The 24,525-nt window shown below is 59.7% G+C and carries 26 protein-coding genes and 1 riboswitch; of the genes, 14 read left to right on the top strand and 12 right to left on the bottom strand.

The genetic code is table 11. The features are described 5' to 3' along the window. Positions 1 to 342: 342 nt before the first annotated feature. The gene (locus E2N92_RS13225) at positions 343 to 708 is read left to right on the top strand and encodes a SpoIIAA family protein (protein WP_220681608.1); all 366 of its coding nucleotides are present in this window, start codon (positions 343 to 345) and stop codon (positions 706 to 708) included. A gap of 541 nt (positions 709 to 1,249) precedes the next feature. On the opposite strand, the gene E2N92_RS13220 is transcribed toward E2N92_RS13225, so the two are convergent. Beyond that, on the bottom strand, positions 1,250 to 2,035 hold the full coding sequence (locus E2N92_RS13220) for a pyrroline-5-carboxylate reductase family protein (protein ID WP_220681607.1): 786 nt from the start codon (positions 2,033 to 2,035) through the stop codon (positions 1,250 to 1,252). Positions 2,036 to 2,544: 509 nt separating this feature from the next. On the opposite strand from E2N92_RS13220, the gene E2N92_RS13215 reads away from it, so the two are divergent. Then, positions 2,545 to 3,354, top strand: a complete 810-nt coding sequence (locus E2N92_RS13215) for a fasciclin domain-containing protein (protein ID WP_220681606.1) — start codon at positions 2,545 to 2,547, stop codon at positions 3,352 to 3,354. Between the two features lie 663 nt (positions 3,355 to 4,017). Here the strand turns inward: E2N92_RS13215 and E2N92_RS13210 are convergent. Together E2N92_RS13210 and E2N92_RS13205 are read right to left on the bottom strand one after the other, a co-directional pair. Beyond that, positions 4,018 to 4,413, bottom strand: a complete 396-nt coding sequence (locus E2N92_RS13210) for an SHOCT domain-containing protein (protein ID WP_220681605.1) — start codon at positions 4,411 to 4,413, stop codon at positions 4,018 to 4,020. A 108-nt stretch (positions 4,414 to 4,521) separates the two neighbouring features. After that, entirely contained in the window at positions 4,522 to 6,336 is a 1,815-nt protein-coding gene (locus E2N92_RS13205) for a PAS domain-containing protein (RefSeq protein WP_220681604.1), read from the bottom strand. A gap of 205 nt (positions 6,337 to 6,541) precedes the next feature. Here E2N92_RS13205 and E2N92_RS13200 point away from each other — a divergent pair, with 205 nt between their 5' ends. After that, on the top strand, positions 6,542 to 7,771 hold the full coding sequence (locus tag E2N92_RS13200) for a BaiN/RdsA family NAD(P)/FAD-dependent oxidoreductase (protein WP_343222850.1): 1,230 nt from the start codon (positions 6,542 to 6,544) through the stop codon (positions 7,769 to 7,771). A gap of 4 nt (positions 7,772 to 7,775) precedes the next feature. On the opposite strand, the gene E2N92_RS13195 is transcribed toward E2N92_RS13200, so the two are convergent. After that, on the bottom strand, positions 7,776 to 8,234 hold the full coding sequence (locus tag E2N92_RS13195) for an EVE domain-containing protein (RefSeq protein WP_220681602.1): 459 nt from the start codon (positions 8,232 to 8,234) through the stop codon (positions 7,776 to 7,778). Between the two features lie 89 nt (positions 8,235 to 8,323). Continuing rightward, a complete protein-coding gene (locus E2N92_RS13190; protein ID WP_220681601.1) occupies positions 8,324 to 9,004 on the bottom strand; it encodes a potassium channel family protein in 681 nt (226 codons plus the stop codon). Positions 9,005 to 9,110: 106 nt separating this feature from the next. Beyond that, positions 9,111 to 9,172, top strand: a riboswitch (Fluoride riboswitch). 4 nt (positions 9,173 to 9,176) lie between these two features. On the opposite strand from E2N92_RS13190, the gene E2N92_RS13185 reads away from it, so the two are divergent. Together E2N92_RS13185 and E2N92_RS13180 are read left to right on the top strand one after the other, a co-directional pair. After that, positions 9,177 to 10,034 (top strand): prenyltransferase/squalene oxidase repeat-containing protein, encoded by an 858-nt coding sequence (locus E2N92_RS13185; RefSeq protein WP_220681600.1) that lies wholly within the window; start codon positions 9,177 to 9,179, stop codon positions 10,032 to 10,034. A 23-nt stretch (positions 10,035 to 10,057) separates the two neighbouring features. Continuing rightward, positions 10,058 to 10,456, top strand: a complete 399-nt coding sequence (locus E2N92_RS13180; protein ID WP_220681599.1) for a hypothetical protein — start codon at positions 10,058 to 10,060, stop codon at positions 10,454 to 10,456. Between the two features lie 90 nt (positions 10,457 to 10,546). Here the strand turns inward: E2N92_RS13180 and E2N92_RS13175 are convergent, their stop codons facing one another. Beyond that, entirely contained in the window at positions 10,547 to 10,786 is a 240-nt protein-coding gene (locus E2N92_RS13175; protein ID WP_220681598.1) for a DUF2173 family protein, read from the bottom strand. A gap of 593 nt (positions 10,787 to 11,379) precedes the next feature. Here E2N92_RS13175 and E2N92_RS13170 point away from each other — a divergent pair. Further along, on the top strand, positions 11,380 to 11,871 hold the full coding sequence (locus tag E2N92_RS13170) for a HEAT repeat domain-containing protein (protein WP_220681597.1): 492 nt from the start codon (positions 11,380 to 11,382) through the stop codon (positions 11,869 to 11,871). A 606-nt stretch (positions 11,872 to 12,477) separates the two neighbouring features. Here the strand turns inward: E2N92_RS13170 and E2N92_RS13165 are convergent. Beyond that, a complete protein-coding gene (locus tag E2N92_RS13165; RefSeq protein ID WP_220681596.1) occupies positions 12,478 to 12,882 on the bottom strand; it encodes a pyridoxamine 5'-phosphate oxidase family protein in 405 nt (134 codons plus the stop codon). 62 nt (positions 12,883 to 12,944) lie between these two features. Between E2N92_RS13165 and E2N92_RS13160 the strand changes: the two genes are divergently transcribed. The 5 genes from E2N92_RS13160 (at position 12,945) to E2N92_RS13835 (ending at position 16,088) form a co-directional block, all read left to right on the top strand. Beyond that, the gene (locus E2N92_RS13160; protein WP_220681595.1) at positions 12,945 to 13,724 is read left to right on the top strand and encodes a winged helix-turn-helix domain-containing protein; all 780 of its coding nucleotides are present in this window, start codon (positions 12,945 to 12,947) and stop codon (positions 13,722 to 13,724) included. A gap of 25 nt (positions 13,725 to 13,749) precedes the next feature. Then, positions 13,750 to 15,252 (top strand): methanogenesis marker 14 protein, encoded by a 1,503-nt coding sequence (locus E2N92_RS13155; protein ID WP_220681594.1) that lies wholly within the window; start codon positions 13,750 to 13,752, stop codon positions 15,250 to 15,252. Between the two features lie 11 nt (positions 15,253 to 15,263). Beyond that, the gene (locus tag E2N92_RS13150; protein ID WP_220681593.1) at positions 15,264 to 15,503 is read left to right on the top strand and encodes a hypothetical protein; all 240 of its coding nucleotides are present in this window, start codon (positions 15,264 to 15,266) and stop codon (positions 15,501 to 15,503) included. 125 nt (positions 15,504 to 15,628) lie between these two features. Further along, positions 15,629 to 15,814 (top strand): type II toxin-antitoxin system prevent-host-death family antitoxin, encoded by a 186-nt coding sequence (locus tag E2N92_RS13145; RefSeq protein ID WP_246589241.1) that lies wholly within the window; start codon positions 15,629 to 15,631, stop codon positions 15,812 to 15,814. Between the two features lie 7 nt (positions 15,815 to 15,821). Further along, on the top strand, positions 15,822 to 16,088 hold the full coding sequence (locus E2N92_RS13835; protein ID WP_220681592.1) for a type II toxin-antitoxin system RelE family toxin: 267 nt from the start codon (positions 15,822 to 15,824) through the stop codon (positions 16,086 to 16,088). Between the two features lie 307 nt (positions 16,089 to 16,395). Here E2N92_RS13835 and argF read toward each other — a convergent pair whose 3' ends face one another. From argF to E2N92_RS13120, 4 genes are read right to left on the bottom strand one after another with little or no spacing between them, the layout of a single operon-like run. Then, positions 16,396 to 17,331 (bottom strand): ornithine carbamoyltransferase, encoded by a 936-nt coding sequence (gene argF / locus E2N92_RS13135; protein ID WP_220681591.1) that lies wholly within the window; start codon positions 17,329 to 17,331, stop codon positions 16,396 to 16,398. Further along, positions 17,328 to 18,623, bottom strand: coding sequence for a phosphoribosylamine--glycine ligase (purD, locus tag E2N92_RS13130; RefSeq protein WP_220681590.1), 1,296 nt, complete (start codon positions 18,621 to 18,623; stop codon positions 17,328 to 17,330). The genes argF and purD overlap by 4 nt, the downstream gene beginning before the upstream one ends. A 27-nt stretch (positions 18,624 to 18,650) precedes the next feature. Continuing rightward, positions 18,651 to 19,163 carry an orotate phosphoribosyltransferase gene (pyrE, locus tag E2N92_RS13125; protein ID WP_220681589.1) on the bottom strand — a complete coding sequence of 171 codons (513 nt, stop codon included), beginning with the start codon at positions 19,161 to 19,163 and terminating at the stop codon, positions 18,651 to 18,653. Further along, the gene (locus E2N92_RS13120; protein ID WP_246589359.1) at positions 19,157 to 19,657 is read right to left on the bottom strand and encodes a CDP-2,3-bis-(O-geranylgeranyl)-sn-glycerol synthase; all 501 of its coding nucleotides are present in this window, start codon (positions 19,655 to 19,657) and stop codon (positions 19,157 to 19,159) included. Before E2N92_RS13120 ends, pyrE begins: the two co-directional genes overlap by 7 nt. A gap of 178 nt (positions 19,658 to 19,835) precedes the next feature. On the opposite strand from E2N92_RS13120, the gene tes reads away from it, so the two are divergent. Continuing rightward, positions 19,836 to 21,305 (top strand): tetraether lipid synthase Tes, encoded by a 1,470-nt coding sequence (tes, locus tag E2N92_RS13115; RefSeq protein WP_220681587.1) that lies wholly within the window; start codon positions 19,836 to 19,838, stop codon positions 21,303 to 21,305. Positions 21,306 to 21,597: 292 nt separating this feature from the next. Here the strand turns inward: tes and E2N92_RS13110 are convergent, their stop codons facing one another. Further along, on the bottom strand, positions 21,598 to 22,533 hold the full coding sequence (locus E2N92_RS13110) for an ornithine cyclodeaminase family protein (protein ID WP_220681586.1): 936 nt from the start codon (positions 22,531 to 22,533) through the stop codon (positions 21,598 to 21,600). Positions 22,534 to 22,771: 238 nt separating this feature from the next. Here E2N92_RS13110 and E2N92_RS13105 point away from each other — a divergent pair, with 238 nt between their 5' ends. Together E2N92_RS13105 and E2N92_RS13100 are read left to right on the top strand one after the other, a co-directional pair. Further along, positions 22,772 to 23,362, top strand: a complete 591-nt coding sequence (locus E2N92_RS13105) for a hypothetical protein (protein ID WP_220681585.1) — start codon at positions 22,772 to 22,774, stop codon at positions 23,360 to 23,362. Between the two features lie 101 nt (positions 23,363 to 23,463). Next, the gene (locus tag E2N92_RS13100) at positions 23,464 to 24,267 is read left to right on the top strand and encodes an ATP-grasp domain-containing protein (RefSeq protein ID WP_220681584.1); all 804 of its coding nucleotides are present in this window, start codon (positions 23,464 to 23,466) and stop codon (positions 24,265 to 24,267) included. Positions 24,268 to 24,525: the final 258 nt, after the last annotated feature.

The following is a 24,525-nucleotide window of genomic DNA, read 5'->3' as shown; positions in this document are numbered from 1 at the left end:
GTTTTAATCATGAGGTCATCCCAAAACTCTTCGGCCTTGATATGTGACGAGAAGACGTTTCAGAAGTACGGCGCCGTTCAAGAGATTGCTGCCGCCCCTTGGCTATCTTCGTCGTGGGGGGTCCGGGGGGTCTCCCCCCGGCGGGAGAGAGCAAGGAAACACGCTTTCTTCTCTCGGTGGGCGGCACGGCTGATCAGTCCAGATACTTTTAGGATATGCTCCATTTTAAGCGGCTGTCTCTTTCCAATGTTCTTTTTCACTTCATCCCGGATTGGTGCGAAGTGGGGAGTATTATTATATTGATCTATCTCTTCCAGGTGCGAAAACACGAGAGGCAGAGGTATGATCGAGAAACTTAACGAGAGCAGCGGGAAGGTCGTGGGCTACCGGGTGAGCAAAAAGTTGACAACTGCCGATTATGACCGCATCTTCGCGGATGCTGAGGAGGTCGTCGAGGAATATGGGGCGATCAGGATGCTCTGTGATATGGAGGAGTTCCAGGGCGTCGGACTTGCGGCGCTCTGGGAGGACTTCGAGTTCGGGGTAAAGTACGGCCGATCGGTCGAACGTCTGGCGATCGTCGGCGATGCGGCGTGGGAGAAGTGGATTGCAAAACTTGCCGTCCCACTCTATGCCCATGAGGGGCGGTACTTCCCTGAGAGCGAGCGGGATGCGGCATGGGCGTGGCTGCGGGAAGGGACGGGGTGACGGAGATATTTCAGGGCGATAAAAACGGCCCGCATTTTGCGGTATCGAAGAGAAGGAATTTACTTTGATCCTCAGTCTGACCCCTTCACCTTCCTCCTCCTCGTCAGGAACGGGCATCATTCGGGTCCTGGTGCGGCATCGGCAAGCGTTTGATCGTCGATTTCCCGGCTTTGTTGAATCGGGCATGAAGCGAGAACACACCTCAAGCATGCTTGATGAAAATTTCTCATTGCTTGCTCTCTCTTTTCAAGACAGAAGAATCGGTGGAGTGCTTGTTCTGTCGCCGCCCCCACCGACCCTCGTCGTGGGGGATTCCGGGGGTGCAACCCTCCGGCGCGAGACGGGGATGAAGATTCGATGATTAAGGGCGGCCGATAACTCTGAGGAAGTTTCTATCCTCTGCGTATCGGCTTCAAAGGGATATAGCGAGTTCAAACTCTCATGCAAACCTGAAGAGAGGATTGTCAGGATCATTTTCAGAGTAAATGCCCTTGATGGCTCTCTTCGACGGGGGCTTGCCGCCCCCCGATCCCTTCGCCGGTCACTCCTCCTCACCGAGCGCTGCTGCGATCATGGCGTCAAAGACGCGGGGCCCTTCTTCGCTGATCACCGCCACGCCCTTCGCCGTGATCCCTCCTTCGGTAGCGACCCGCGATATGACCTCATCAAAACTGCTCTCTTCTTTTTCGAGCAGCCCGGCCGTCCCGGCGAGGGTCTCTGTTACCAGGAGGTCGGCAAGTGCCGGGGAGACCGCACCCCGCCGCACCGCCGCCGCGGCAAACTCTTTCATCATGGCGGCGATGAAAGCCGGGCCACAACTGGTGAGGAGCGTGAGGAGTTCGAACGCCTCTTCCTCCACCTCGACGGCCCGGCCGATCGCTTTCAGGAGGGTGCGGACCAGGTCGCGGTCCGCCGCCGTCGCCCGTTCACCGAAAGCGACGAGGGAGGCGCCTTTCAATACTTCCGAGGTGAGGGTCGGGATCACCCGCACCACACGTGCGTCGGTCCATGCGTGGAGGTCGGCCAGCGGCACCTCGGCGGCGATGGAAATGAGCAAGATCTGCGAGGAGAGAGCGTCGCCGAGTTCCCTGAGCACATCTTTCACCTCGCAGGGCCTGACGCAGAGGAAGACGACTCCGGCCTCGCGGGCCACGTCCTGGCAGTCTCTGCCGATGCGTATTCCAGTCTCCCGGGAGAGGGCGGTCGCCCTGCTGGTAGTGCGGTTGTACGCGATGATCTCCTCCGGGGCGGCCGCCCTGCTCTCAATAAATGTTCTGACGAGCATGCCGCCCATACTGCCCGTGCCGATGACGCCGATCTGAACCATAGTCTGTCTTTTGTATTGATCGGAGGCCGGGATAAAACCAGAGATCAGGTGCACGTTCATCACGAGTCACACCATATGCCGGTGAGAGCCACCTCTTTTTCCATTCGACAGCAAAAAGCCAATATTGGACAATGAGACTCTCAAAAAATTGCTGAACGATAGTCAGAATATCGATCCACGGTCTCGAAGCCCTGCAGGATGTGTGACGGAGGAGAGCAATACATCGGGGAAGCGGGAGACGGCGACTCACGATACGGCCGGCTCTAAAATAGAGAAGAGTATGTGTTCTATAATGCACTTGATCGCCTCTGCATGGCTCTTACAGAAATATTCATATAAAATAACTGAGTTTCTCAGGGGATGCGGGGGACGCATTCTCCAGTAGACGACAGCACCACAAGGACTACCATGCAACCAGCGGAGGCCATATATCTCATCTATCCAACCCGTTCGCCTGCTCATCACTGTCATTACGACTTCCCCCGTAGGACGCAAAATGAGGTGATCGTATGAAAGGAATGGAGATGTTCAGGGCTTTCCTGATCTGCGCCATCTTCATCGGTCTCTGCATTGTCCCGCTTGCTTCTTCACAGGAGAACGTCACCGACGAGCTGGACAATGTCACCGATGAGATGGACGAAGAGATGGACGATGTCACCGATGAGATGGACGATGTCACCGATGAGATGGACGAAGAGATGGACAATGTCACTGACGGCACAGGCGATCTGGTTGCGATGATCGCAGCAGACGAGAACCTGAGCATTCTGTCGACTGGAATTGAAATGTCGAGTGCAGAGCAACTCCTCGCTCTTGGCGGCCCGTACACCGTCTTCGCGCCCTCTGACGAGGCCTTCGAAGCTCTAGAACTTGACATGGCAGAAAATGAGTCCGTCGAAAATGAGTCCGTCGAGAACGAGTCGGTTGAAGCCGAACCTGTTGAAAACGAGTCCACTGAAAACGAATCGGCCGAACTTGTGTACATCCTGGCGAACCATATCGTGCTGGGCACATACGACTCGACCACTCTTGTCGACATGGCTGAGGAGAACGGAACCGTGCAGACACTCACCGGTGAGAACCTCACGCTCACTCTCGACGCTGAGGGCGGGTTGATGGTCAACAATGTCACCGTGATCATGCCTGATATCGAGGCGGAGAACGGTATCGTCCATGTCGTCGACGGTGTGCTGCTGCCCGAGGGGATTGCAGTTGAAGAAGAGGTAGTCGAAGAGGAACCAGTCGAAGAAGAGGTAGTTGAAGAGGAACCGGTCGAAGAAGAGGTAATCGAAGAGGAACCAGTCGAAGAGATGACATAACAAATCACGATGCGTTCGGCTGAATAGGGATGTCAGAGAGGGGAAAGAGATTTGTTTTTACCCCCTGCATCCCGTTTTCATTTCTGAAGAATCGGTATGGAACCCGGGCTCATGTATCCGTCTACACAGCCGATTTTTGGGATTCTGGCTTTTTGAATCAGGCATGAACCCCTGGCTCAAGCATATGGGATGAAAATTTCTCGTCGTTTGATCGCTCTCTCTATTCAAGACAGGAGAATCCGGGGGGATCGTGTTCCATCGCCGCCCCCACCTATCTTCGTCGTGGGGATCCGGGGGTTTCCCCCGGCGCGAGATTGTGGGAAAGATTTGACAATTTGGGGCGGCCGATCCATCAGAGGAATTTTCTATCCGCTGCGTATCGGCTTCAACGGGATATGGCAAGTTCAAACGCTCATGCAAACCTGAAGAGAGGATCGTCAGGATCATTTTCATGGTAAACCCTCACCTTTTCTGGGTGCGAGCGTGATTCAAGCGCCTTCCCCTATCTTCTCGCCGGGGGCGCCACCTCCGGACCCCCGGAATGGCGATTGAAGTGGGGGAGGCAGAGGAATAACTGGAAAGTGGCTCGATCCTGATGATTGATCGAGCCAGGGATATTTTTGGGATATGCTCCATGGTAAACCCCCCGTGAAGGGCGGCACCTCACAACTGGAGGATCTTCTTCTTCTTCGCTTCAAACTCCTCATCAGTGATGACACCCTTCTCCTTCAGGGCCGCGAGCCGTTCGAGTTCGTCGAGGTACGACTCCGACTGTGCCTCCTCGATCGTCCTGACGTCCTGGTCGGTCAGTTCCTGCTCCTTGATACCCAGGTCGTCCATGGCGATATTGAACTCGTCTTCAGAGAGTTCGTCGATCTTTTTTCCGGTGTATATCTCGATCCGGTCGATGTCCTGCTGGCGTACCTTGACGGCGTCCGCCGTCCCGCCGACGGCAAGCGCCACCATTCCCCCAGCAAGGGTCGTCCTCCTGAACTGCCGGCGCGTCACCCGACGTGAGGTCCGCCGGGCCGTCCGTCCGGCGGCGGGTCTTTGCATCATCTCTTCATCCCCTCTATGCCGGGCCCCGGGGTCCGCCGCACCCGGGGCCACCGGTGATCTGGCATACCCGGCGTCCTGATATTAGAAGATTGTGCGGCGTTCCCCTGCTCACGCCCGACCTGACCGGTACGCCTCGACCGGCACCAGGATCTCGAAGCGCGCTCCTTCACCCTCCCCACCGGTCTCTCTGATCTCGATCCCCGAGATCTCCAGCACCTCCTTTGAGAGGAAAAGCCCGAGTCCGGTCTTTCTCCCCACTCCTCTCTGAAAGATCCGCTCTTTCTCTGCGGTCGGCACACCGACGCCATTGTCCTCGATCACGATCGTCCCTACCGGATCGCCGGGCACAAAGGAGACGGAGACCTCGGTGACCCTGCCACCATGACTGGCCGCGTTCTCAAAGAGGTTGTAAAAGACCTTCTCAAGGAGAGGATCGGCAAAAACCTCCAGGTCGCCGACAGACTCGGTGTAGGCGATCTCTCCCGGGATGACCGCCGCCGCCCGCTGCAGGAGGTCGGAGACCCGCTGCCATTCGGCACCATGGACCCCCAGGTTCTCATAATCCCGGGTAAACGAGATCTGCTGCTCGATCCACCGGGTCGTCTCCTTGATCTTTCCGACCATCGGGGCCAGTTCGGAGTCTTCCGGGATACCTTTCTCGACCTCCCCGGTATAGAATGTCAGGGCCATGACCAGGTTGAGGATGTCGTGACGGGTAATGCCCGAGAGAAGAGCAAGTTTTCGGTTCGCCACCTCAAGGGCCTGGCGCGTCATGGTGATCTCGGTGACGTCGACCCCCTTCTCGATATATCCCACCAGGGTGCCTCCATCGTCATGGACCGGATAGGTGGTCATATGAAAGGTCCGGCCGTCGCGACGGGTCACCTCGTCTGAGACGGCCTTCCCGCTTTCGACAACACGGGGGATCCGGCACCACCGGCACCGCTTCTCGCTCTTCCAGACGACCTCATAACAACGCCTGCCGATGATCTCTTCCTTCTTCATCCCGAGGAGTCTGGCGGTGGCGTCATTGATCCAGATGATCCGACGGTCGCGGTCCAGGTAGATCATGACATCGTCAACAGAGTTCAGGATCAACGCCTTCTCGGCTTCAGATTGCTGCAGGGCCCGTTCAAACTGGATCTCGGCGGTCAGGTCGACGAGCGTGGTGAACTGATGGTACGGCTGCGCCACTCCTTTGCCCGCGTGCGGGATGCTCGAGGTCATCACCCACCGTTCCTCCCCCGAGACCGGGTCCTTGATCCCGACCAGTTTTCTGCATTTTTCCCCGGACCTGAGGGCGGCCTCGGCCGGGTGGTCCTCTCCGTCTTCGCAGACGGCATCCCAGCACGGGTCTGTCAGGTTCTTCCCGAAGAGTCGGGTGCGGGCCAGGCCGAGGATCGCCTCGGCGGCCGGGTTGGCGTCGATGATTCCACCGCCCGCGTCCTGGTAGACCACTCCCTGATTCATCGTCTCGAAGAGCATCCTGAACTTCTCCTCAGAACGACGGAGTCTCTCCTCGGCATTCCGTTGTCTGGTGATGTCGAGGACAATCCCGACGAGGCCGTCGACGTCCCCGGACCTGTCGGTGTACGTCGCCTTGTAAAAGACGACGCGGCGGGTCATGCCGTCGCCGGACCGGAACGAGAACTCGTACTCCTGGACACCGGCGTTGGCGAGGAGTTCAGTGTCCCGGATCTGGTAGGTCTCTGCGAACTCCGGGGGGAAGATGTCGTAGACTGTCTTCCCGATGATCTCGTCCTTTGCTAATCCGACAAATTCGGCGAAGGCGGAATTGCACCCGAGGTAGACCTGCCGCGTGTCCTTGTAGAAGAGGGGTATGCTGATGCTGTCGACCAGGCGCTGGAGGAAACCTGGTGCATCGTCCTGTCCCGAGGGGATTTTGTCAGGGGGAGAGTTCACCTGAATAATACCATTATCGTGTTGCTCGATATCTACTTTTCGATAATATAATCTTTTTATTTCGCCAGTGTTTTAGAGAAATCTAATAATATTATCTATTTTGAGGCACCATTTCCCGAAATCGTTGGATGTGGCCGGCCGACCGCGTCCGTGTTCCCATCAGATAATGCTAAGATCCCTCGCGCTCCACACATACCGGGATACTGTGGCCATTCAGACGATCATCATCATCGGCGGCGGGCCTGCCGGTCTCTTCTGCGCCATCCATGCTGCGGGAGAAGGACGGCGGGTGCTGGTGCTCGAGAAGAAACCGTCCTGCGGGAGAAAACTCCTCATCACCGGGACCGGCCAGTGCAACCTCACCCATGCCGGGGAGGTCGCCGGGTTCTTCGACCATTACGGCGACCACGGGAAGTTCCTGCGACCGGCCCTCCGGAGTTTCACCAACCGCGACCTCGTCGCGTTCTTCGAGGAACACGGCCTTTCGACCGTCACCGAACAAAACGGCAAGGTCTTCCCCGAGAGCAGGAAGGCCGCCGATGTCCTGACCCTTCTCCTTGATGAGTGTAGGCGGATGGGCGTGGAGATCAGATGCAACGAGCCGGTGAAGGAAGTCGCCGCAACGGAGAACGGGTTTGTGGTCCGCACCGGGGCGGTCTCCTACCCTGCCGACGCCCTTGTCGTCGCCACCGGCGGGGTCACCTACCCGGCCACCGGCTCGAGCGGCGACGGCTATGCCATGGCCAGGGCGCTCGGGCACACGGTCACCGCGATCGCCCCGGCCCTCGCCGCCGTCGAGGTGCAGGACCACCCCTTCGCCGACCTCGCCGGGATCTCGTTTGAAGGCCTTTCCATCTCACTCTTCCGCGAGAACAAAAAGATCCGTGAGCAGACCGGCGACCTCCTCTTCACGCACGCCGGACTCTCGGGGCCTGGTATCCTCCACCTCTCCAGGTACATCGCCGCCGGCGACGTGCTCAGGATCTCGTTCCTCCCGCCCACCACTCGCGAGGCCCTCGCCGCCGACCTCGTCGAGAAGACCGCCTCGAACGGGAACCGTCTGGTCAGGACTGTCCTCAACGACTACCCCCTCCCGGATCGCTTCATCCGAAAACTCCTACACGCCGCCGGAATCGCCGACGACCTCACCGCCGCTCACCTCGATAAGAAGGCCCGCAACCGGATCGTCACCCATCTCATCGAGTGGCCGCTCACCGTGCAGGCCATCTCCGGCTTCGACGAGGCGATGGTGACGCGAGGCGGGGTCTCGCTCGACGAGGTCGACCCTAAGAGCATGACCTCGAAACTGGTGCATGGCCTCTATTTCATCGGCGAAGTGCTCGACATCGACGGGGATACCGGGGGCTACAATCTTCAGGCGGCGTTCTCGACGGCCGTGGCGGCGGCACGGGCGATTGTGCGGGAAGAAGTATGACCTCTCAGTCCCGCGGCGTCTCGGCGGCCTTCATGATATAGGCATAGTCCTCCTCCGGGATCGTCCGCATCGCCTGTCCCCTGATATGCCCAGACCACTGCTTCTTGTTGGTGATGAATGCCAGTCTCGGGATGAGGGGTTTGAACTCAAGGGGCGGGTCGAAGATCTCTATGAGTGTGAGCCTGACCCGCAGCGGGAAGACCTCGTTCCCAAGTCCGGGAGGCAAGGTGAAGATCTTTTTTCTGTCTTCATAGACCACTGAGGTGATCGCAAAACACCCGGTGATCGCCGGCGGGAGCGTGGTGTCCCTGTCGACCACCTCCCACCCGACATAGACGAGAAGGGTGTCGCCTGGTCCGGTCTTCGTGATCTGGTTGACATATCGTTTCGAAACGCCCCAGATCAGTTTTTTCTCGATGACGGCGGCGTTGTCGCGGTTGGCGATGGCGAGCCAGTGAGTCATGAAGCCCTGCTCTGGTGAGCAGCGTTATCAGGGTATCGCCGGGAGGGGGGGGGTCATATGAGAGTGTCCGGGAATTTTGATCTCTCTGCCTACCACTCCATCGATCCCACAAGCCTTGCGATGAGCACCGCAATATAGATCGTCCCGGTCACCGCCTCGAAGGAGGCAGCCGACTCAGCCGCCGGGGAGAGGGGGTAGATGTCCCCATATCCCAGGGTGGTGATGGTGACGAAGCTAAAATAGACATAGTCCATCAGAGAGAGCACGCCTCCGGGCCCGGTCCCGCTGTCGTAGGCAAACGATCCGGGCTGGATCTCGTCCATGAACTGGTAGATCTGCGCCCAGGCAAGTCCCATGATCAGATAGACGCTGATCGCCCCGGCGATGGTGTCGCCGGTGATCGTCCTGGCCCTGAGCACGATCCCCAACAAATAGACGGCGAAAAACGAGAAGAAGAGGATGGCAAAGAGGTGACCGGTGATCTCGCCGGCAGCGGAGGGGAAGAGATATGAGATCCAGCGGGCGGTGATTGCAGGGATGGCAAGGAGCATGATGAAGATGAGAAAGTATCGTTTTCTCTGTGCCGCAAAGACCCCGGTGATGATGACCATGGAGAAGAAGACGAGAAAGAGAGGGTTGAGTTCTGGGTACATCACGGCCATCGGGATGATGAGGAGAGTAAGGATCAGGAAAAAGAGCAATATTCTGAACCGATAAGCAGAAAGTCCATCCAACCTGACCCTCAGACTCTCACGCCATCTCCCGTGCATCCTGATCACCCTGCAGATAAGTCTCTGTTCATATGAGTTTTTGCATCTCCGGGAGATGGACCGCCATCCTTATCCTCTCCCCCCCGAAACACTCTCTGATCAAAGACCGCATGCCGGCGATGACGTCCGCCTTCAAATGCCGACCAGGCTGATGACGTCTGCATGAGGTTCTATGCTCCCCGATGAGATCTCCTATTCCTGTATCCGATATATCGCCGAAAGGCGGTGCCCAGACGGCGGCTACTGTTTCTACCGTCTGAACGAACCAAACCCTGCGGACACCTTCTTCGCCCTCGACACCCTCCGTCTCCTCGGGGCGATGCCGGACGATCCCGACACCGCCTGCTGGCTCCTTGAGAGGCAGGGAGCGGACGGCCGGTACCATTCGCTGGAGAGCAGCACTTATGTCCTCTCGTCTCTCGCGGCCCTCCACCTCAGGCCAGAGCGCGACCCCCTCCCCTGGCTCTCGTCGGTCGTCCCCTCCGCTCGAGGCGGTGGCACGCGCCCGGTCGAGTCGACGAGTCTGCTCTCCAGGCCGTACTTCTTTGTCAGGCTCTGCCAGAGCCTGGGAGTGCCTCTTCCCCCCACGGTGCGGACAGCCTTCATCGACGCGGTCAGGGCCTGCCGCCACCCCGACGGAGGGTACGGCGGCGGCCCTTCCACCCTCGTCGAGACCTATCACGCCCTTGCTATCTCCGCCGCCCTTGGAAATCTTCACCCTGACACCCGGACTTTTCTCGCCCGCTGTGTCCACCCCATCTATGGATACCTGAACCTGCCGGGGGCGGTCCCGGCGTATCTGGAACATGTCGCCGCAGGCGTCGGAGTCGCCCGTCTTCTCGGGGTGCCGCCGGCAGACGGTGCCGGAGCATGTGTCCGCCGCTGCCAGCGGGAGACTGGCGGGTTTGCGCGCTCGGTCTTTGGCGGGACGGCGACGCTGAAGTATACCTGGCACGCCGTCACGACGCTCGACGCCCTCGAATGTTCTGGAAAAACACTTTCGGACCGCACGCACGCCGAGACTTCATAACCCCGGGACGCGGACAGGAACCTATGCACGCAGAGATCGTCATCAGACCGGCCGCCGTCACCGTTCTCGTCGCACCCAGGGAGGAGGTCGCCCTGGCCGTCAGGGAGACGAATCCGTCGCCGCTTTACTTCTGCGGGAGGACACACCCGGTCCTCGACGTGATCGGCGGTATGTTCGCCGGGGATGTGGACGTCTGGCCAGTGCGGGACGCCAGGGAAATCATTCTTCTGCTCGGTGAAGTAAAACGGCAGAGCATCGTGGTAGAACACGACCCGGCCTTCTATGCCCCGTGCCCCGAATGTGCGGCGGCACTCGGCCGGACGCTTCGGGAACGGGTGCAGAGGAGTCGGACAACGGTGGTCTATCTCGCGACGAGGAGGGATGGGTGGCTGGACGAAGTCGAGGAAGCCGCATGGTCATAGGTTCTCGAATATTTTTCGCACCGTAAAAAAAGAGGACAGGATCGTCCCCTTTGGGATCCGTCCTGTCGGTCCCCGCCATCTGGCGTAACTTTACCTCATCGGGGCGGCGAACTTCTGTCTGGACACCGACTCCGCCGACATTACCCGGTGCAGGTGATTGAAGTCCACCTTCGTCGTCTCAATGAAGATGCACCGGTTCCCTCCCATAATCACCGTCCAGTCCCCTCCGCTGTACATCCACACCCGCCGGGGCACCCACTTCATCGAGCTCATCGCAGTGTCCTCGCAGACCTCAAAGAGAACATATCCCGGTTCTGTAGAATCGGGCATGAACCTCTGGCTCAAGCATACGCGATGAAAATTTCTCGTCGCTTGATCTCCCATATTCCGACAGGAGAACTGGTTGATACCCCGCTCCATCGCCGCCCCGCCCCTATCTTCTCGCGGGTGGTTCGGGGGGCGGCCAGCCCCCCGAAGAAATAGCCATCCCAAGCATTTACCATGAAACCGATCCTGACGATCATCTCTCCGTGTTTGCATAATGGTTTGAATCCACCAAACGCTTTCTGGACTGGTACGCACATTACAGATCCATCTTCTGAATGATCAGCCCTCTGCCTTCCCGGCCCTATCGCAATTCCAGGGATCCGGGGGCAGCGCCCCCGGCGCAAGGGTGCGGGAAGGCACATCGATCTGATCGGCCGCCCTCCTCGCAGGATCTTTCTCGCTGTCTCGCGCCGGGGGGAAACCCCCGGATCCCCCACGACGAAGATAGGGGCAGGGCGGCAACAACTTCTTGAACGACGCCGTGCTTCAGAAACGTCTTCCATTCCTGCCGGAAGGCAAGCACACTCTCGACAAGACCGAACGGTCCGTTGATCGACCCATGCCTATCTTATACCTTCCCCGCCTACCAACCATCCATGCAAAACCCCGCAAACCCCGATCTCTCGGATGAAACCCTTCCTGTCGAGACCGATCTCGCACCTTCCCCGGAGGTGCTCGACTGCGCCGTCGAGAACGACCTCGAAGGGCTCACCGACTATCTCTTCCATGGTGAGTCGCAGAAGATCAGAGAGGACGCTGCCCTCGCCATCGGGATGATGATGGGAGAACAAGCCGTCGAGGCTTTCATCGAACTCTTCGGTCAGGAAGACAAGGATCTGCGGATGGCCGCCTCGTGGGGGCTCTCGGCCATCGGCGTCCCCGCGCTCGACGGCCTGATCGCCGCTCTTGCCGAAGGCGACGCCGTCACCAGGACCTGGGCCGCCTACACCCTCGGGACCATCGGGCACTGCAAGGCCGACACTCCGCTCACCGAGGCGCTCAAAGACGAGGATCCCCAGGTGCGGTGGTGGGCCGGGTGGGCCCTCGACCAGATCCTCAAGCGGAACAGCAGTTGCTCGAGCTGCTGATCTCATCTCCTATCTTTTTTCGGCTTTGTAGAATCAGGCATGAACCCCAGGCTCAAGCATACGCGATGAAAATTTTCTGAGCTGCGCTACGGCGTGTGGGCGGGATCCCAATCCTCGCGACAGGACCTTTGGAAGATCTGGTTTCATCGCCGCCCCCCGGCTATCCTCGTCGTGGGGGTCCGGGGGCAGAGCCCCCGGCGCGAGATTGCGGGAAAGATTTGGCGATTCGGGGCGGCCGATCCATCAGAGGGATTTTCTATCCTCTGCGTATCGGCTTCAACGTGATATGGCAAGTTCAAACTCTCATGAAAACCTGAAGAGAGGATCGTCAGGATCATTTTCATGGTAAATCATCATGATGGTTCTCTTCGCCAGGGGGCTTGCCGCCCCCCGAACCCCCCGCGCGAGCGATAGGCAACGGACTGCAACCCCCCTTTCAGGGTCATTGCTCCGCCTTCCGCCCAATCTTCATCCTGGGGGTCCGGGGACTCTCCCCCCGGCGTGAGCATGAGGGAAGGCGATGGATGAAGGTCACAAGGGGGTTGAGGTGATGAAAAGAGGATGTTTTCTACAGGGCCCGAAAAAAGAAAAAAAAGGTTCAGCAGTTCAGAGCAGTTTTTCCCCGGCTTCAGGGCCGGGGGTGCAGGAGAAGACCTCGGTGACCTTGACCACCAGGAGGTTCTTGGCCGGGGCCTTGGCCATCTTGGCGAGGACGATCTCGCGCATCTTCTGGAACTCCTCGCCCTCGGAGACGACCTTCACGTCGCCCTTGATCTGGAAGCAACCCTTGACCTCCGGCCCCCAGAGATAGAGGGAGAGTTTCGGGTTCTCTTTGACGTTGGCGAGCGTCTTCTTCATGAAGTTGTCCGCGATCCAGATCGTCTCATCGTCGACGAGCATGCAGAAACCGATCGGCACGACATTCGGTACGCCGTCCTTCGAAGCGGTGGCCACCGGGAAGACTCTAACCTTGGAGAAGGCCTCTTTCATCTCTTCATTCAGTTTAACCATGGTGATCATCCCTTCTATGAAATTCAGCAGATATATACCTGTGTGTCAGAAAACTATACCTCATGACATCTGCTCCAGAAGAATGCACCTGCGGGCAGGAGATCAGAGACGAACTGCGGGCCATCAGGAGAGAACTGCGACATCTCACCGAGGTGAGGGACCACGGCTACCTCGACGACCTCATGGCCGGACTGCGGAAAGAGTACGGGCGGGTGGCCATCGGCGCCCACCTGGAGAGCGTGCAGACCGGACTTGAACAGCACCTCGATCCCGGATGTGCACAGCGGGAGCAGTGCGCCGAGGTCTTCTACCGGATCATCAGGGAGAGCGCCCTCAAAGTGGGAGACGGCACCGTCACCCCCGACGAGATTGTTGCACAGAAAGAACAGCTCCTCGCTCTCAAGGAGAAGGCTCCCTCCTCGACGTGCAACGCCTGCTTTGACGCCACGCTCCTGCTCCTCGAAAAACAGGCAGAGATCGCCGAAGGATTCGGCCTCAGAGACGACCGGGGCAACGCTGAGATCGACGACATCCCGGTGGAAGAGACAGTGAGAGACCTCCTCGAACCGGCCGCCAGCGTCCCGAGACTCAACGTTCTCAAAGCCCTCGCCGAAAGTTCGCTCACCTTCTCAGATCTCTCCAGGCTGACCGGCCTGCGCGGTGGCAACCTCCTCTTCCACCTCTCGCGGCTCGAAGAGGCCGGGCTGATCGTGCAGCGTCGGAACCGGGGTGAATACCATCTCACCGGGACCGGGTATCTCTGCCTCCAGGGTATCGCCGGGATCTGCACGGCGCTGAAGCCGGCGAAGAAGAACTCATTTGGTCAGGATAGAAAGATATAAAGTCTCCAGAAGGAGAGAAAGGTATATGTGCGCCCGTTTTCTTGACCGCTTCTTTAAACCGAAGCCATATATCGTGGAGAGCGTACCGCCCCCCTCGGTCTCCCACGGTGCCGGGATGACCGTGCCCGAATACAAGGTCAAGCCCTACTTCATCGTCGCCTCGGTGGAGATGGGCAACACCACCACCAAGTGTATCCTCACCGGCACCAACCTGGAGACCGGCCACACCTATGTCATCAACAAGACCGTGAAGATGAGCAGGGACGTCAGACCGCCAAGACCCGGCGAAGAGGTCTTCGGGAAGACTCTGGACGGGACCGAGATCACCAGAGAGTCGGTCACCGACCTGGTCCGCGACACCCTCCTCCAGTGCCACAGGGATGCCGGACTCTCGATCACCGACGACCTCGACTTTGTGGTCAGGAGCACCGGCGTGGTGGCGGCGATGGACTCGCCCGACCAGGTCGGTGATTTCGTGATCGCCCTGGCCAACGGGTGCCTCGCGGCCGGTGTCCCGCCCAAGAAGATGACTCCCCCGATGTCCAAGGAGAACCTCACGAAGAAACTCCAGCAGCACAGTTTCGCCGACAAGGTCGTCTTTGTCGGGGCGGTCGCCGGCGTCGTCCCGCCGGTCGGAAGTTCGGGCGTCGAGATGGTCGCCAACGAGATGGAAGGCGAACTCGCCATGGCCGGGATCAAGGAAGGGGCGAAGAACACCCCGGTCGACTTCCGCAACCCCTGCATCTCTATCGACTTCGGGACCACGCTCGACGGGCGGATCACCTCCGACGTCGCGCCCGGCGATCCCGACCCCTTCGCAAAGACCATCGGAAACTTCTGCGGGCTTGCAGGTTCCATCCCCGACTCCATCGTCAGGGGCACCGGGCAGGTCGAGGGGCGGACCGGGACGGCGCTTGATATGTTCGGCGACAGGAGTGCTCTTGAAGGTGTCTCCAGGATCGGGAGGAGCGCCGGGATCGTCGAGGACTATGTCGGACAGATTCATCGGCATATCGACATCAGGCGTGTCCCGCCCGACCGCGAACGCTTCGGCCGGGTGCCGGTCAACTCCAGGATCGCCCACGACTCAGGGGTGGTCCTCATCGGCTGCGACGTCGGGGAGAACGGGAGCGAGACCGGAGCACTCAATACCCTCGGTGCAGAAATCTATGAGAAGTACGGCAAAGGTCTGCTCACCGATGTGATCGACCACGTCTGCTCCGAGATGGCCCTGCGGCTCATCGACGTCGCCGTCGAGCACGAGATGGTTCCTGAGAACTCGTCCATCGGCTTCACCGGTCGGGCGGCGATCTCCGGGAAGAAACCGCAGTATATTCTGAACGGGATCGCGGAACGCGGGCTGTACAAAAACCCACAGGACCATGTGGTCTTCGTGGACGACGGGCTTGCGAGGGGCGCCGCCCTGATGGGCAGGTGCATGAACTCCCTTGGCAAACCGAAGAACCCGCTCGGCGGCGTCCGCGGCGGACGGTGCATCATGGCCGAGCGGATCAAGATCGGAAAATGAGGCTGAACAGAATGGCAGAGGAAGAAGAACTCTTTGACCTCCTGATCCCGCCGGGCGTTCCCAGGTCGGCGATCAGGGCGATCATCGAAAAGTACGACGTCGACCTGGTCGACCGGGCAGAGCAACTCAATTTCGCCAATATGGAAGGGGACACCCGCTACCTCCTCGCCTTCCGTGGGAAGAAGGACGTGCTCGTAGAGGCCGAGAAAGATCTTCGCGCGATGGTCCGCGAGTTCATCGGCGAGGACTGAACTCTTTTTTTTGCTCTTCACCGTGAGCCGCGACTTTCCAGCCGTGCCGCTCTGATGTGGAGCCCTTCTCTTGTATGGAGAGATGGGTGATTATATATGACCCATAGCATACAAGAAGATCTGGGATGGTCGAAACGATGGGAGATGTAAAAGAACAATATATTGTCGATGAACACGGAAAGAGGGTTGCAGTCATCCTCCCTCTCCATGAGTACGAGCGGTTGCAGGAAGATCTTCACGATCTGGCTGTGGCAGCGGAGCGACATGAAGAGGGGACAATCAAATTTGAAGAATTGAAAAAACGACTTTGATCTATCAATGGGCCTCTATGAGATCCTTGTCAAGGCAGGTGCGGAGAAAGATATCACACGCCTCCCATATGATGTTGTTCCACGGATTCTCAAAAAGATCGAGGCCCTTTCTGAAACACCAATCCCACATGGGGCACGAAAAGTGAGCGGTACCGAATCTCTGTATCGGATCCGGGCCGGTGATTACCGGATCATCTATGAAGTATCCCATGAACGCAGGCAGATTACAATAGTTTATGTTCGTCATCGGCATAGTGCATATCGCAGGCTCTAATCGGATGTATTTTTCTCATTTTCGGGGTTTGTAGACATCATCTTGATGGTTCTCTTCGCCGGGGGGCTTGCCGCCCCCCGGTCCCCCCCGCGCGAGCGATAGGTGGCGGACGGCAATACCTTCTTCATGGTCGTTGATGGTGCCTTCCCGACCTGATCTTCATCCCGGGGGCGCTGGGGGAAGGCGGTAAAATCATACTCGAACCCAGAAAGTGAGGTTTTCTACAAAGCCCATTTTTGAGCTTTGTAGGAGCCGGAAAGAAGAGTTTCAAAAATCAAAATAAGAAAAAAGCGAAGGGAAAAATCCCTCACTCCATCCCGCAGGAATGGACCCTGTCGCTGAGGAGGTGGACCAGCAGCGCCTTCTGGGCATGGAGGCGGTTCTCGGCCTGGTCCCAGACCACGCTCTGCGGCCCTTCGATCACCTCGTCGGTGATCTCCTCGCCCCGGTGCGCCGGGAGACAGTGCATCACGATCGCATCGGGTTCGGCCCGCCTGACCAGGTCGGCGGTGAGGGTGTAGCCCTTGAAGTCCCGCAGACGCATCTCGCGCTCTTCCTCGTTCCCCATCGAGACCCAGACATCGGTGTACAGGGCATGCGCACCTGCCGCCGCCTCTTCGGGCGTCTCGCAAAAGGTGACCCGCGCCCCGCGCTCCTCCGCTTCCTCGATAGCCCATGCCGGCGGACGGTAACCCGGCGGCGTCGCCACCTGCAGTTCGAGTCCGGTGAGGGCCGAGGCAAGGAGCAGGGAGTTGCAGACATTGTTCCCGTCGCCGATCCACGCGAGCCGGAGCCCCTCAAGGGAGGAGAACTGCTCCTTCAGGGTCAGGAGATCGGCGAGCACCTGGCACGGATGGGCCTTGTCTGAGAGCCCGTTGATGACCGGGACCGAGGCATATTTCGCAAACTCCTCGATGGTGCTGTGGCGGTAGGCCCGGATCATCACCGCGGAGACGAACCTGGAGAGCACCCGTGCGGTGTCCCTCACCAGTTCGCCCCGGCCGAGTTGCATGTCGGCCGGGTTGAGGAAGAGGGCATGGCCGCCGAGGTCGTGCATCCCGGCCTCGAACGAGACCCTCGTTCTGGTCGAGGCCTTCTCGAAGATCATCCCGAGACTGCACCCCGGCAGGATGGCGTGCGACTTGCCCGCCGCCCGGTAACTCTTCAGCCGCGCTGCACCGTCGAGCAGCGCCTCGATCTCGATGGCATCACAGTCCAGAAGCGTTAAAAAATCCTTCTTCATTGTATTTCCCTCATATGTGCGATCCTCTTCTCAAGGACCGCCCGCTTGCCGATGTCGTGCCTGTACCAGACCCCGCCCCGGACCAACCCGGCGGCCGCCTCGGCCTGTGCCTCGGCCTCCTCCAGATTGTCGCCGATCCCGACGAAGGCCATCGTCCGCGAGGTGAGGGTCGAGAGGTGCCCGTCCTTCTCCTCGATATTGGCATAGTACAGGAGGGCGTCGCCGTAGTCGCCGATAGTGATCGGGGACCCGGCCACCGGAGCCTCAGGATAGCCCTCGGGCACCAGGTATTTGCAGACCGTCGCCTTCGGTGCGAACTTCACATGCGCCTGGGAGAGTGTGCCCTCGACGATCCGGCAGAGCACATCGGTGAAGTCGGACTCCAGGATCGAGAGGACATTCATCGCCTCTGGGTCCCCAAAGCGGGAGTTGAACTCCACTACCTTCGGGCCGTCCCTGGTATTCATGAACTGCCCGTACAGGATGCCGCGGTACGGCTGCCCCTCGGTGATCATCGCCGCCACGGCGTTGCGCATGATCTCGAGGGCCGCCTCGTAGTCGACACGCGAGACAAAGGGCAGAAGATGATCTTCAAGGGAGTACGTCCCCATCCCCCCGGTGTTCGGCCCGACGTCACCCTCATAGGCCCTTTTATGGTCCTGGACCAGAGGCATCGGCACCAGGTGGTTGCCGTCCACGAAGGCCTGGAGCGTAAACTCCTCGCCGATCAACCGCTCTTCAAGGACCACATCGCCGCCGAGGCTCTGCACATATTCTTTCGCTCCCGCGGCGTCGACCTGTTCGCCCATTACCTTGACGCCCTTCCCGCCGGTGAGTCCGATCGGTTTGACGACGAGGTCGCCGTCGTAGGCGTCGATGTAGTCGCAGGCACCGTCGGCGTCGCCATGGAAGACGCGGTACAGCGGGCACCCGGCGATCCCGTGCTTCTCCATCATGGTCCGGCAGAAGGCCTTGTCGGTCTCGAGCCTAGCCGCCATCCTGGTGGGCCCGACGCAGGGGATGCCCGCCTCGTGGAGCACGTCGGCGATCCCGGCCTCCAGGGGGGCCTCAGGACCGATGACGGCATAGTCGACGGCGTGCTCGGTTGCGAACGCCGTCACCTCTCTGACGTCCGTCTCTTTCTCGAGGAGCACCTTTTCAGAGAGCTGAGCGATGCCAGGATTCCGCCTGGCCATGACAGAATAGAGTTTCACGTCGCTGTTGCGGGAAAGGGCGCGAACAATTGCGTGCTCTCTGCCTCCACCGCCCACAACAAGGATCTTCATGTCCATACGTATACACTCCGGCAAATAAATTGATTACAGGTCCATGATCTCTGAGACCGTCGTCAGCGGTACGAGTGCGACCCCTTCCCCGGCAAAAGTCTCGGACGCGCCGCTCTCCCGGTCCACGACCACGGCCACGGCGACGACCTTGGCCCCGGCCTCCCTGAGTGCCCTGACACCGAAGAGTGCGGACCCGCCGGAGGTCGTGACGTCCTCGACCAGGAGGACGGTCTTCCCCTCGACGTCGCCGATGATCAGACCGCTCTTCCCGTGCGACTTCTCTTCCTTTCTGATGATCGCATAGGGCTTGCCCGAGGCAAAGGAGGTGGCGACCGCCAGGGGGACGGCACCGACGGCGACGCCGGCGACGACATCGAAGGTGAACTGCCCGGCGAACGCCTCCCCGATCGCCCTGAGGAGGATGGGGTCGGTGATCGCCGACTTGATGTCAAGGTAATACGAACTCTTCGCCCCTGAAGCCAGGACAAAATCCCCGAACTGGACTGCTCCGTGGGCCTTGAGCAACGCTGCGACTTCTTTTACCATGGTACTTTCTTCACTCCTATCAGATAACCTATGATATTTGCGGCACGGTGGAGGAGGGGCGTGAGGACGAGGATCCAGAGGAAGACCAGGAGGTCCACGTACCTGACGACCCATTCGTACTGGAAGATGAGGAGGAGGACGAACGCCCCGACGACCAGGTCGTACTGGTCGGCGATGAGCCACTCCTCACCGCTCTCCTTGCCGAGTCTCCGCTTGAAAAAACTCTTGGCCATGTCGCCGAGAAGGGCACCGGCCGCCAGGAGCGTGACCGTGACGATCGTGTGCTCGGGGAGCGACGACCATCCAAAGGCCTCCCTCAGCGCGATCTGGATGAGCCCGACGGCGACACCGGCGGCCACGCCCAGGAAAAAGCCCCGGAAGGTCTTGCCGTCCCCGAGGATCCTCCGCCCGTCCCGCCAGTTCTTCCCGAGGTCGACCGGTGTCCCCCCGCCCAGAGCGGCGGCGGCAGAGTTGGGTACATATGCCGGGACCATGATCCAGAACGCCGTGATCAGGGCCGATCCCACGTCAACGATACTAATAATACGAATCCCCTCAATTCCTACTTAGAGTTAAATGCCTGTCGGGTATAAACAATCTGTCAACGCCCGGCATGGCTGGTACCATATATTATTGGAACGCTATTGTAAAGACAATGCCGGTGGATGAGATATGCTCCTGAAAGAAACCAAAAGCCTTTGCCCGATTTGCAGAAAAGTCCTCGATGCGGAGATCACCGAGGAGGACGGGAAGGTCTGGATCACCCGCACCTGTCCCGATCACGGCGAAGCGAAGAACCTCTACTGGTCAGATGCAGAGATGTACAGGCGTTTCGACGCGTACGAGGCCATCGGTGCCGGCGTCCAGAATCCCCAGAGAGAGGCCGGCCCTGAGGCCTGCCCGGGCGCATGCGGTCTCTGTTCCAACCATCATTCAGGGACGCTCCTTGCCAACATCGACCTGACGAACCGGTGCAACCTCAACTGCGACTTCTGCTTTGCCAATGCACGGGCCTGCGGATTCGTCTACGAACCGAGTTTCGACGAGGTGATCGGGATGATGGCGATGCTCAGGGAGGAAAAACCGGTTCCGCCACCGGCGGTCCAGTTCTCAGGCGGCGAGCCGACGATGCGCGACGACCTCCCTGAGATCATCTGGAAGGCCAAGGAGATGGGTTTCTCCCAGGTTCAGATCGCAACAAACGGGATCAAACTGGCAAAAGACATAAACTATGTCCAGGAGCTCAAGGACGTCGGGCTCAGCACCGTCTATCTCCACTTCGACGGCGTCACCAGGGAGACGAACCCGATCCTCCCCACGAGCCTGAAGGCCGTCGAGAACTGCAAGGAGATCGGGCTCGGCGTCGTGCTCGTCCCCACGGTCATCAACGGCAGGAACGACCACGAAGTGGGAGCAATCCTGAAATATGCCGCCGAGCATGTGGAAGTCGTCCGCGGCGTCAATTTCCAGCCGGTCGCGTTCACCGGGGCGGCGAGCGAGGACGATATCAGACGGGAGCGGGTGACCATCCCCGACCTCGCCGATCGGATCGAGGAGCAGACCGAGGGAGTCATCAAGAAGGAGTTCTTCTACCCGGTGCCCTGCGTCATCCCGATCTCCGACCTGGTCGAAGCATATACCGGCAAACCGCAGGTGCGGTTTACCACCCACCAGCACTGCGGTGCGGCGACCTATGTCTTTGTCGAGGGCGACAGACTGATCCCGATCAACGAGATGGTCGATGTCGACAAGTTCTTCGAGGCGATCGACAGGATGGCCGTCAAGATGCAGCATGGCGGGACGATCAACAAGTACATGTCCCTGCTCGAGGGCGTCAAAGAGATGAGCGCCTCGGCATCGAAAGGCGAGGTCAACGGGACGAAACTCTGGAAACTCCTCGGGGAGGCGCTGGTCTTCCAGAACTTCGACGCCCTCCGGGACTTCCACTGGAACGCCATCTTCATCGGCACGATGCACTTTATGGACAATTTCAACTACGACGTCGAGCGGGTCCAGCGCTGCTGTATCCACTATACGACGCCGGACGGCAGGATGATCCCGTTCTGCACTTACAACTCGGGCCCGGTCTATCGTGAAGAGGTCTGGAAGAAGTTTGCACAGCCCCTTGAGAAAAATGAGTGATTTCAGGGCTCTGTAGAAACCACCCTCTTTTCATCACTCCAACCCCCTGCGAACCGAATCCATCGCCTTCCATCATGCTTGTGCCGGGGGCGCTGCCCCCGGCACCGATGTTTGGGAAGGCGTGATGATCCAACGTGCCACCCTCATCGTAGAATCATCACTACCGTCTCGCGCCGGAGAGCGGCGATTGAGAATGCGATATGCCTGAAGCGTGCTCTCGCCTCATACCCGATTCAACAGAACCGTTCATTGCATTCAATCGACGAACTTTTGTTCTTGATTCGTCATGGGGTCATGGGAACTTCAGTTCGGTTCCCTCCCCCGCCTCCATGACAAGAGCCGCGATGGCCAGGTCCTGGATCGCAAGCCCCGTCGAGTCGAAGAGCGTGATCTCACCCGCATTCTCCCGTTTTTTTCTCCCGCACACCACATCGCCGAGGGTGCCCGCAATCTTGTCGGCGGTATAGAGGCCGGTCGAGATGGGGACGTTCACTTCGCCCGAGTGAACGGCCTGCTCCATGTCGTCGACAAAGACGCGGGCGTGGGTGAGGAGCGCGGGGTCGAGTTCCTCTTTTCCGGGTGCGTCGGCGCCGATGGCATTGATGTGCGTTCCTTCGTGGATCCATTCTGAGCAGACCAGCGGTTTTCGTGAGGGGGTGGTGGTGACGATGAGGTCGGCGTCGCAGGCACGCTCGATCGAGGACGGGGCGCAGGTGATGGTGTCGAAGAGATCGCCGAACCGCACCGCGTTCGCAGGCGTCCTGCTCCAGACCCGCATCTCTTCGATCTCCAGGACCGCGGCGATGGCGTTCACCTGGGCAACGGCCTGCCGGCCGCTTCCGACGACGCCGAGCGTCACCGATCTCTTCGGGGTGAGGTACTTTGCGGCGACCGCCCCTGCCGCACCTGTCCGCAGGTCGGTGAGGAGCGTGGCGTTGAGAACTGCTTCGGGCATCCCGGTCGCGGGGTCGAGGATGACGGTGAGGGCCATCACGGTCGGTAGGCCGATCTTCGGGTTTTCGGGGTGGACATTGACGATCTTGACGCCGGCAACACCAAGGCGGGGGAGGTAGGCGGGCATGGTCCTGAAGTCCCCTTTTTCAAAGTTCACATAGACCTTCGACGGCATCTGTGCCCGCCCTTCGCCGTGTTCCCTGAAGGCCTCCTCGATGGCCCGGTTGATGGCGGAGAGCGGGGGGAGCATCACCCCTTCGGGATAATATTTCATGGCCGACATACTTGTATCAAGATACTAATCCCTGCCGGTGAGATGGGGTGATGGTCCCGGAGGAGATCGGGATCGAATAAGCAAAAATCGAATTCACATATGAGAGCAGCAGGAGATCGAGAGACCGGTACCGAACCGGAGACCGATACCCGAATGGCCCTGCTGGAGAAATCCGGGTCCGGCACCTGGCATCAGAACGCTTATATGAACTGACGCGGTTGAACGGATGGGGGTGTGCATGCCATATACGTACTATGCCCATGGTCTGACGACGGTCCATCACCTCTTTCTTGACCGTCTGGTCGAGGTTCTCAAAGAGAGCGGAGCTGAAGTGGTCCCTGATGACTCTGCCGGTTGGACGTTGATCCAGATCGCCTGGAGAGGAGAGTACGGGGCCCTGGAAGTGAGACGGGCGGGGCCGGACCTGCAGTTCGTCTACCGCCCCGATTCCCCCGGTGAGGAGAAGAATACGGGCCCGGTCGTCCATCATCTCACTCTGGCACTCATTGATATCGACGACGAACTCAGGGCCATGATCGAGGGGGAGGAAGAAGGGCGTCTCCATGGTGGGGACGATGCGGCGGAGGAGATGAGACGGCACCTCCAGGATACCGGGAACGAACTCCTCTCGGTCAGGGACGAGGTCCGGCAGTTGAAAGAACGCGGTGAGGACGTGAGCCGGCCGGAACGGCTGCTCAGGCGGGCTGAAACCCTCTACTCCGGGGCGGCCTCCGATCTGGACGCGGGCCGCACCCCCGCGGCGCTGGGGAAGGCCCGCGCCGTCGAGACGCTCCTCGAGAAGGTGGAGGCCGGACTCGGCGAGATCTGAAGGTGCCCGGGGCCGGATAGATACTTTCATCCCCTCCACCGGCCGAGTACTGGTACATCAGACCGGCCCCTGCCGCCGGCGACCTGAGAGCGTGAGCGAGCATGATCCGCATCATACCAAAACCGACCGACACCCCCGACGACAACTCGACCGCCATGGTGATCAGAGAACTCAAACAGATGGGAGCCGATTTTTCGCTTCTCGACCTGGACGCCATCGACCCCCTCGCCGCAGAGGTCAGCGGCGACCTGATCTGGGTCTGCGGGATGAAGCAGGACATCCACCAGTTCGAGTGTCTGGACGTCCTCTCCTTTGAGAACCTGGTCATCAACCCGCCCGACGCCATCGCCACCTGCGCAAGCAAGGTGAAGACGACCGCACTCCTCCTCAAGAACGGAGTCTCTTCACCGGAAACGCTCTTCACGGCCTCCCATGATCTCGCTGCCGCCTTCCTGGCCCGTCACGGCCAGGCGGTCATCAAACCGGTCTACGGCTATGACGGGATCGGGGTCTGCCTCATCAAAGACGAGGCAGAACTCGGGGAGGCCCCCTATTATCTCCAGGAGTATGTCCCCAACGACCGCGACTACCGTGTCTTCGTCATCGAGGGTGAGGCGGTCGGGGCGATCTGCCGGCAGTCCCCGCACCTCACCCACAACATCCACCAGGGCGGAACCGGCACCCCGGTCGAGGTCAGCGCCGAGATGCAGGAGGCCGCCGGTGGGGCCGCGAGAGCGGTGGGCGCAGCGTACTGCGGCGTCGACCTTCTCGAGACTCCAGACGGATATACGGTCCTCGAAGTGAACGGCACCCCGAACTGGCACTGCATGGCAGCGCCGATCCCGCGCCTCCTTGCGGAGCACCTCGTCGAGAAGGAGCGGGAGTTCAGGAAGAACGGGGAGTAGGTGCCTGGAGAGTTGGGGTATGACCCGATCGGAACCGAATCAGGAGCATTGTGCTCCCCGCCCTATCCTCTTGCGGGACGGCAGAACAGATTCGGTGATGAGGGAACGGCACATCCGATCGTCGCACTCGCCCTGTTTTCCTGACCCCGAAGATAGGACCGCCCGACCGCCCTCATCACAACAGAAGAGCAGACATGATTCCCGCCCCGTGCCGTCCCCCATCCTATCCTCTCGCGAGACGGCGGAACAGATCCTGCG

Source organism: Methanofollis formosanus (assembly GCF_019633745.1).
Taxonomy (GTDB): Archaea; Halobacteriota; Methanomicrobia; order Methanomicrobiales; family Methanofollaceae; genus Methanofollis; species Methanofollis formosanus.
Note: the sequence above shows the minus strand (reverse complement) of the source record. Positions and strands in the feature narration are given on the sequence as shown.

Bases quoted from the DNA above. Each gene is read 5' to 3' on its own strand.
- E2N92_RS13120 (WP_246589359.1), bottom strand. From the start codon at position 19,657: ATGGTCCCGGCATATGTACCCAACTCTGCCGCCGCCGCTCTGGGCGGG.
- E2N92_RS13165 (WP_220681596.1), bottom strand. From the start codon at position 12,882: ATGGTTAAACTGAATGAAGAGATGAAAGAGGCCTTCTCCAAGGTTAGA.
- pyrE (WP_220681589.1), bottom strand. From the start codon at position 19,163: ATGGTAAAAGAAGTCGCAGCGTTGCTCAAGGCCCACGGAGCAGTCCAG.
- E2N92_RS13190 (WP_220681601.1), bottom strand. From the start codon at position 9,004: ATGCACGGGAGATGGCGTGAGAGTCTGAGGGTCAGGTTGGATGGACTT.
- E2N92_RS13195 (WP_220681602.1), bottom strand. From the start codon at position 8,234: ATGACTCACTGGCTCGCCATCGCCAACCGCGACAACGCCGCCGTCATC.
- E2N92_RS13160 (WP_220681595.1), top strand. From the start codon at position 12,945: ATGACATCTGCTCCAGAAGAATGCACCTGCGGGCAGGAGATCAGAGAC.
- E2N92_RS13100 (WP_220681584.1), top strand. From the start codon at position 23,464: ATGATCCGCATCATACCAAAACCGACCGACACCCCCGACGACAACTCG.
- E2N92_RS13835 (WP_220681592.1), top strand. From the start codon at position 15,822: ATGGGCCTCTATGAGATCCTTGTCAAGGCAGGTGCGGAGAAAGATATC.
- E2N92_RS13150 (WP_220681593.1), top strand. From the start codon at position 15,264: ATGGCAGAGGAAGAAGAACTCTTTGACCTCCTGATCCCGCCGGGCGTT.
- tes (WP_220681587.1), top strand. From the start codon at position 19,836: ATGCTCCTGAAAGAAACCAAAAGCCTTTGCCCGATTTGCAGAAAAGTC.
- purD (WP_220681590.1), bottom strand. From the start codon at position 18,623: ATGGACATGAAGATCCTTGTTGTGGGCGGTGGAGGCAGAGAGCACGCA.
- E2N92_RS13225 (WP_220681608.1), top strand. From the start codon at position 343: ATGATCGAGAAACTTAACGAGAGCAGCGGGAAGGTCGTGGGCTACCGG.
- E2N92_RS13155 (WP_220681594.1), top strand. From the start codon at position 13,750: ATGTGCGCCCGTTTTCTTGACCGCTTCTTTAAACCGAAGCCATATATC.
- E2N92_RS13210 (WP_220681605.1), bottom strand. From the start codon at position 4,413: ATGATGCAAAGACCCGCCGCCGGACGGACGGCCCGGCGGACCTCACGT.
- E2N92_RS13105 (WP_220681585.1), top strand. From the start codon at position 22,772: ATGCCATATACGTACTATGCCCATGGTCTGACGACGGTCCATCACCTC.
- E2N92_RS13175 (WP_220681598.1), bottom strand. From the start codon at position 10,786: ATGCCCGATTCTACAGAACCGGGATATGTTCTCTTTGAGGTCTGCGAG.
- E2N92_RS13220 (WP_220681607.1), bottom strand. From the start codon at position 2,035: ATGGTTCAGATCGGCGTCATCGGCACGGGCAGTATGGGCGGCATGCTC.
- E2N92_RS13170 (WP_220681597.1), top strand. From the start codon at position 11,380: ATGCAAAACCCCGCAAACCCCGATCTCTCGGATGAAACCCTTCCTGTC.
- argF (WP_220681591.1), bottom strand. From the start codon at position 17,331: ATGAAGAAGGATTTTTTAACGCTTCTGGACTGTGATGCCATCGAGATC.
- E2N92_RS13110 (WP_220681586.1), bottom strand. From the start codon at position 22,533: ATGAAATATTATCCCGAAGGGGTGATGCTCCCCCCGCTCTCCGCCATC.
- E2N92_RS13215 (WP_220681606.1), top strand. From the start codon at position 2,545: ATGAAAGGAATGGAGATGTTCAGGGCTTTCCTGATCTGCGCCATCTTC.
- E2N92_RS13180 (WP_220681599.1), top strand. From the start codon at position 10,058: ATGCACGCAGAGATCGTCATCAGACCGGCCGCCGTCACCGTTCTCGTC.
- E2N92_RS13185 (WP_220681600.1), top strand. From the start codon at position 9,177: ATGCTCCCCGATGAGATCTCCTATTCCTGTATCCGATATATCGCCGAA.
- E2N92_RS13145 (WP_246589241.1), top strand. From the start codon at position 15,629: ATGGTCGAAACGATGGGAGATGTAAAAGAACAATATATTGTCGATGAA.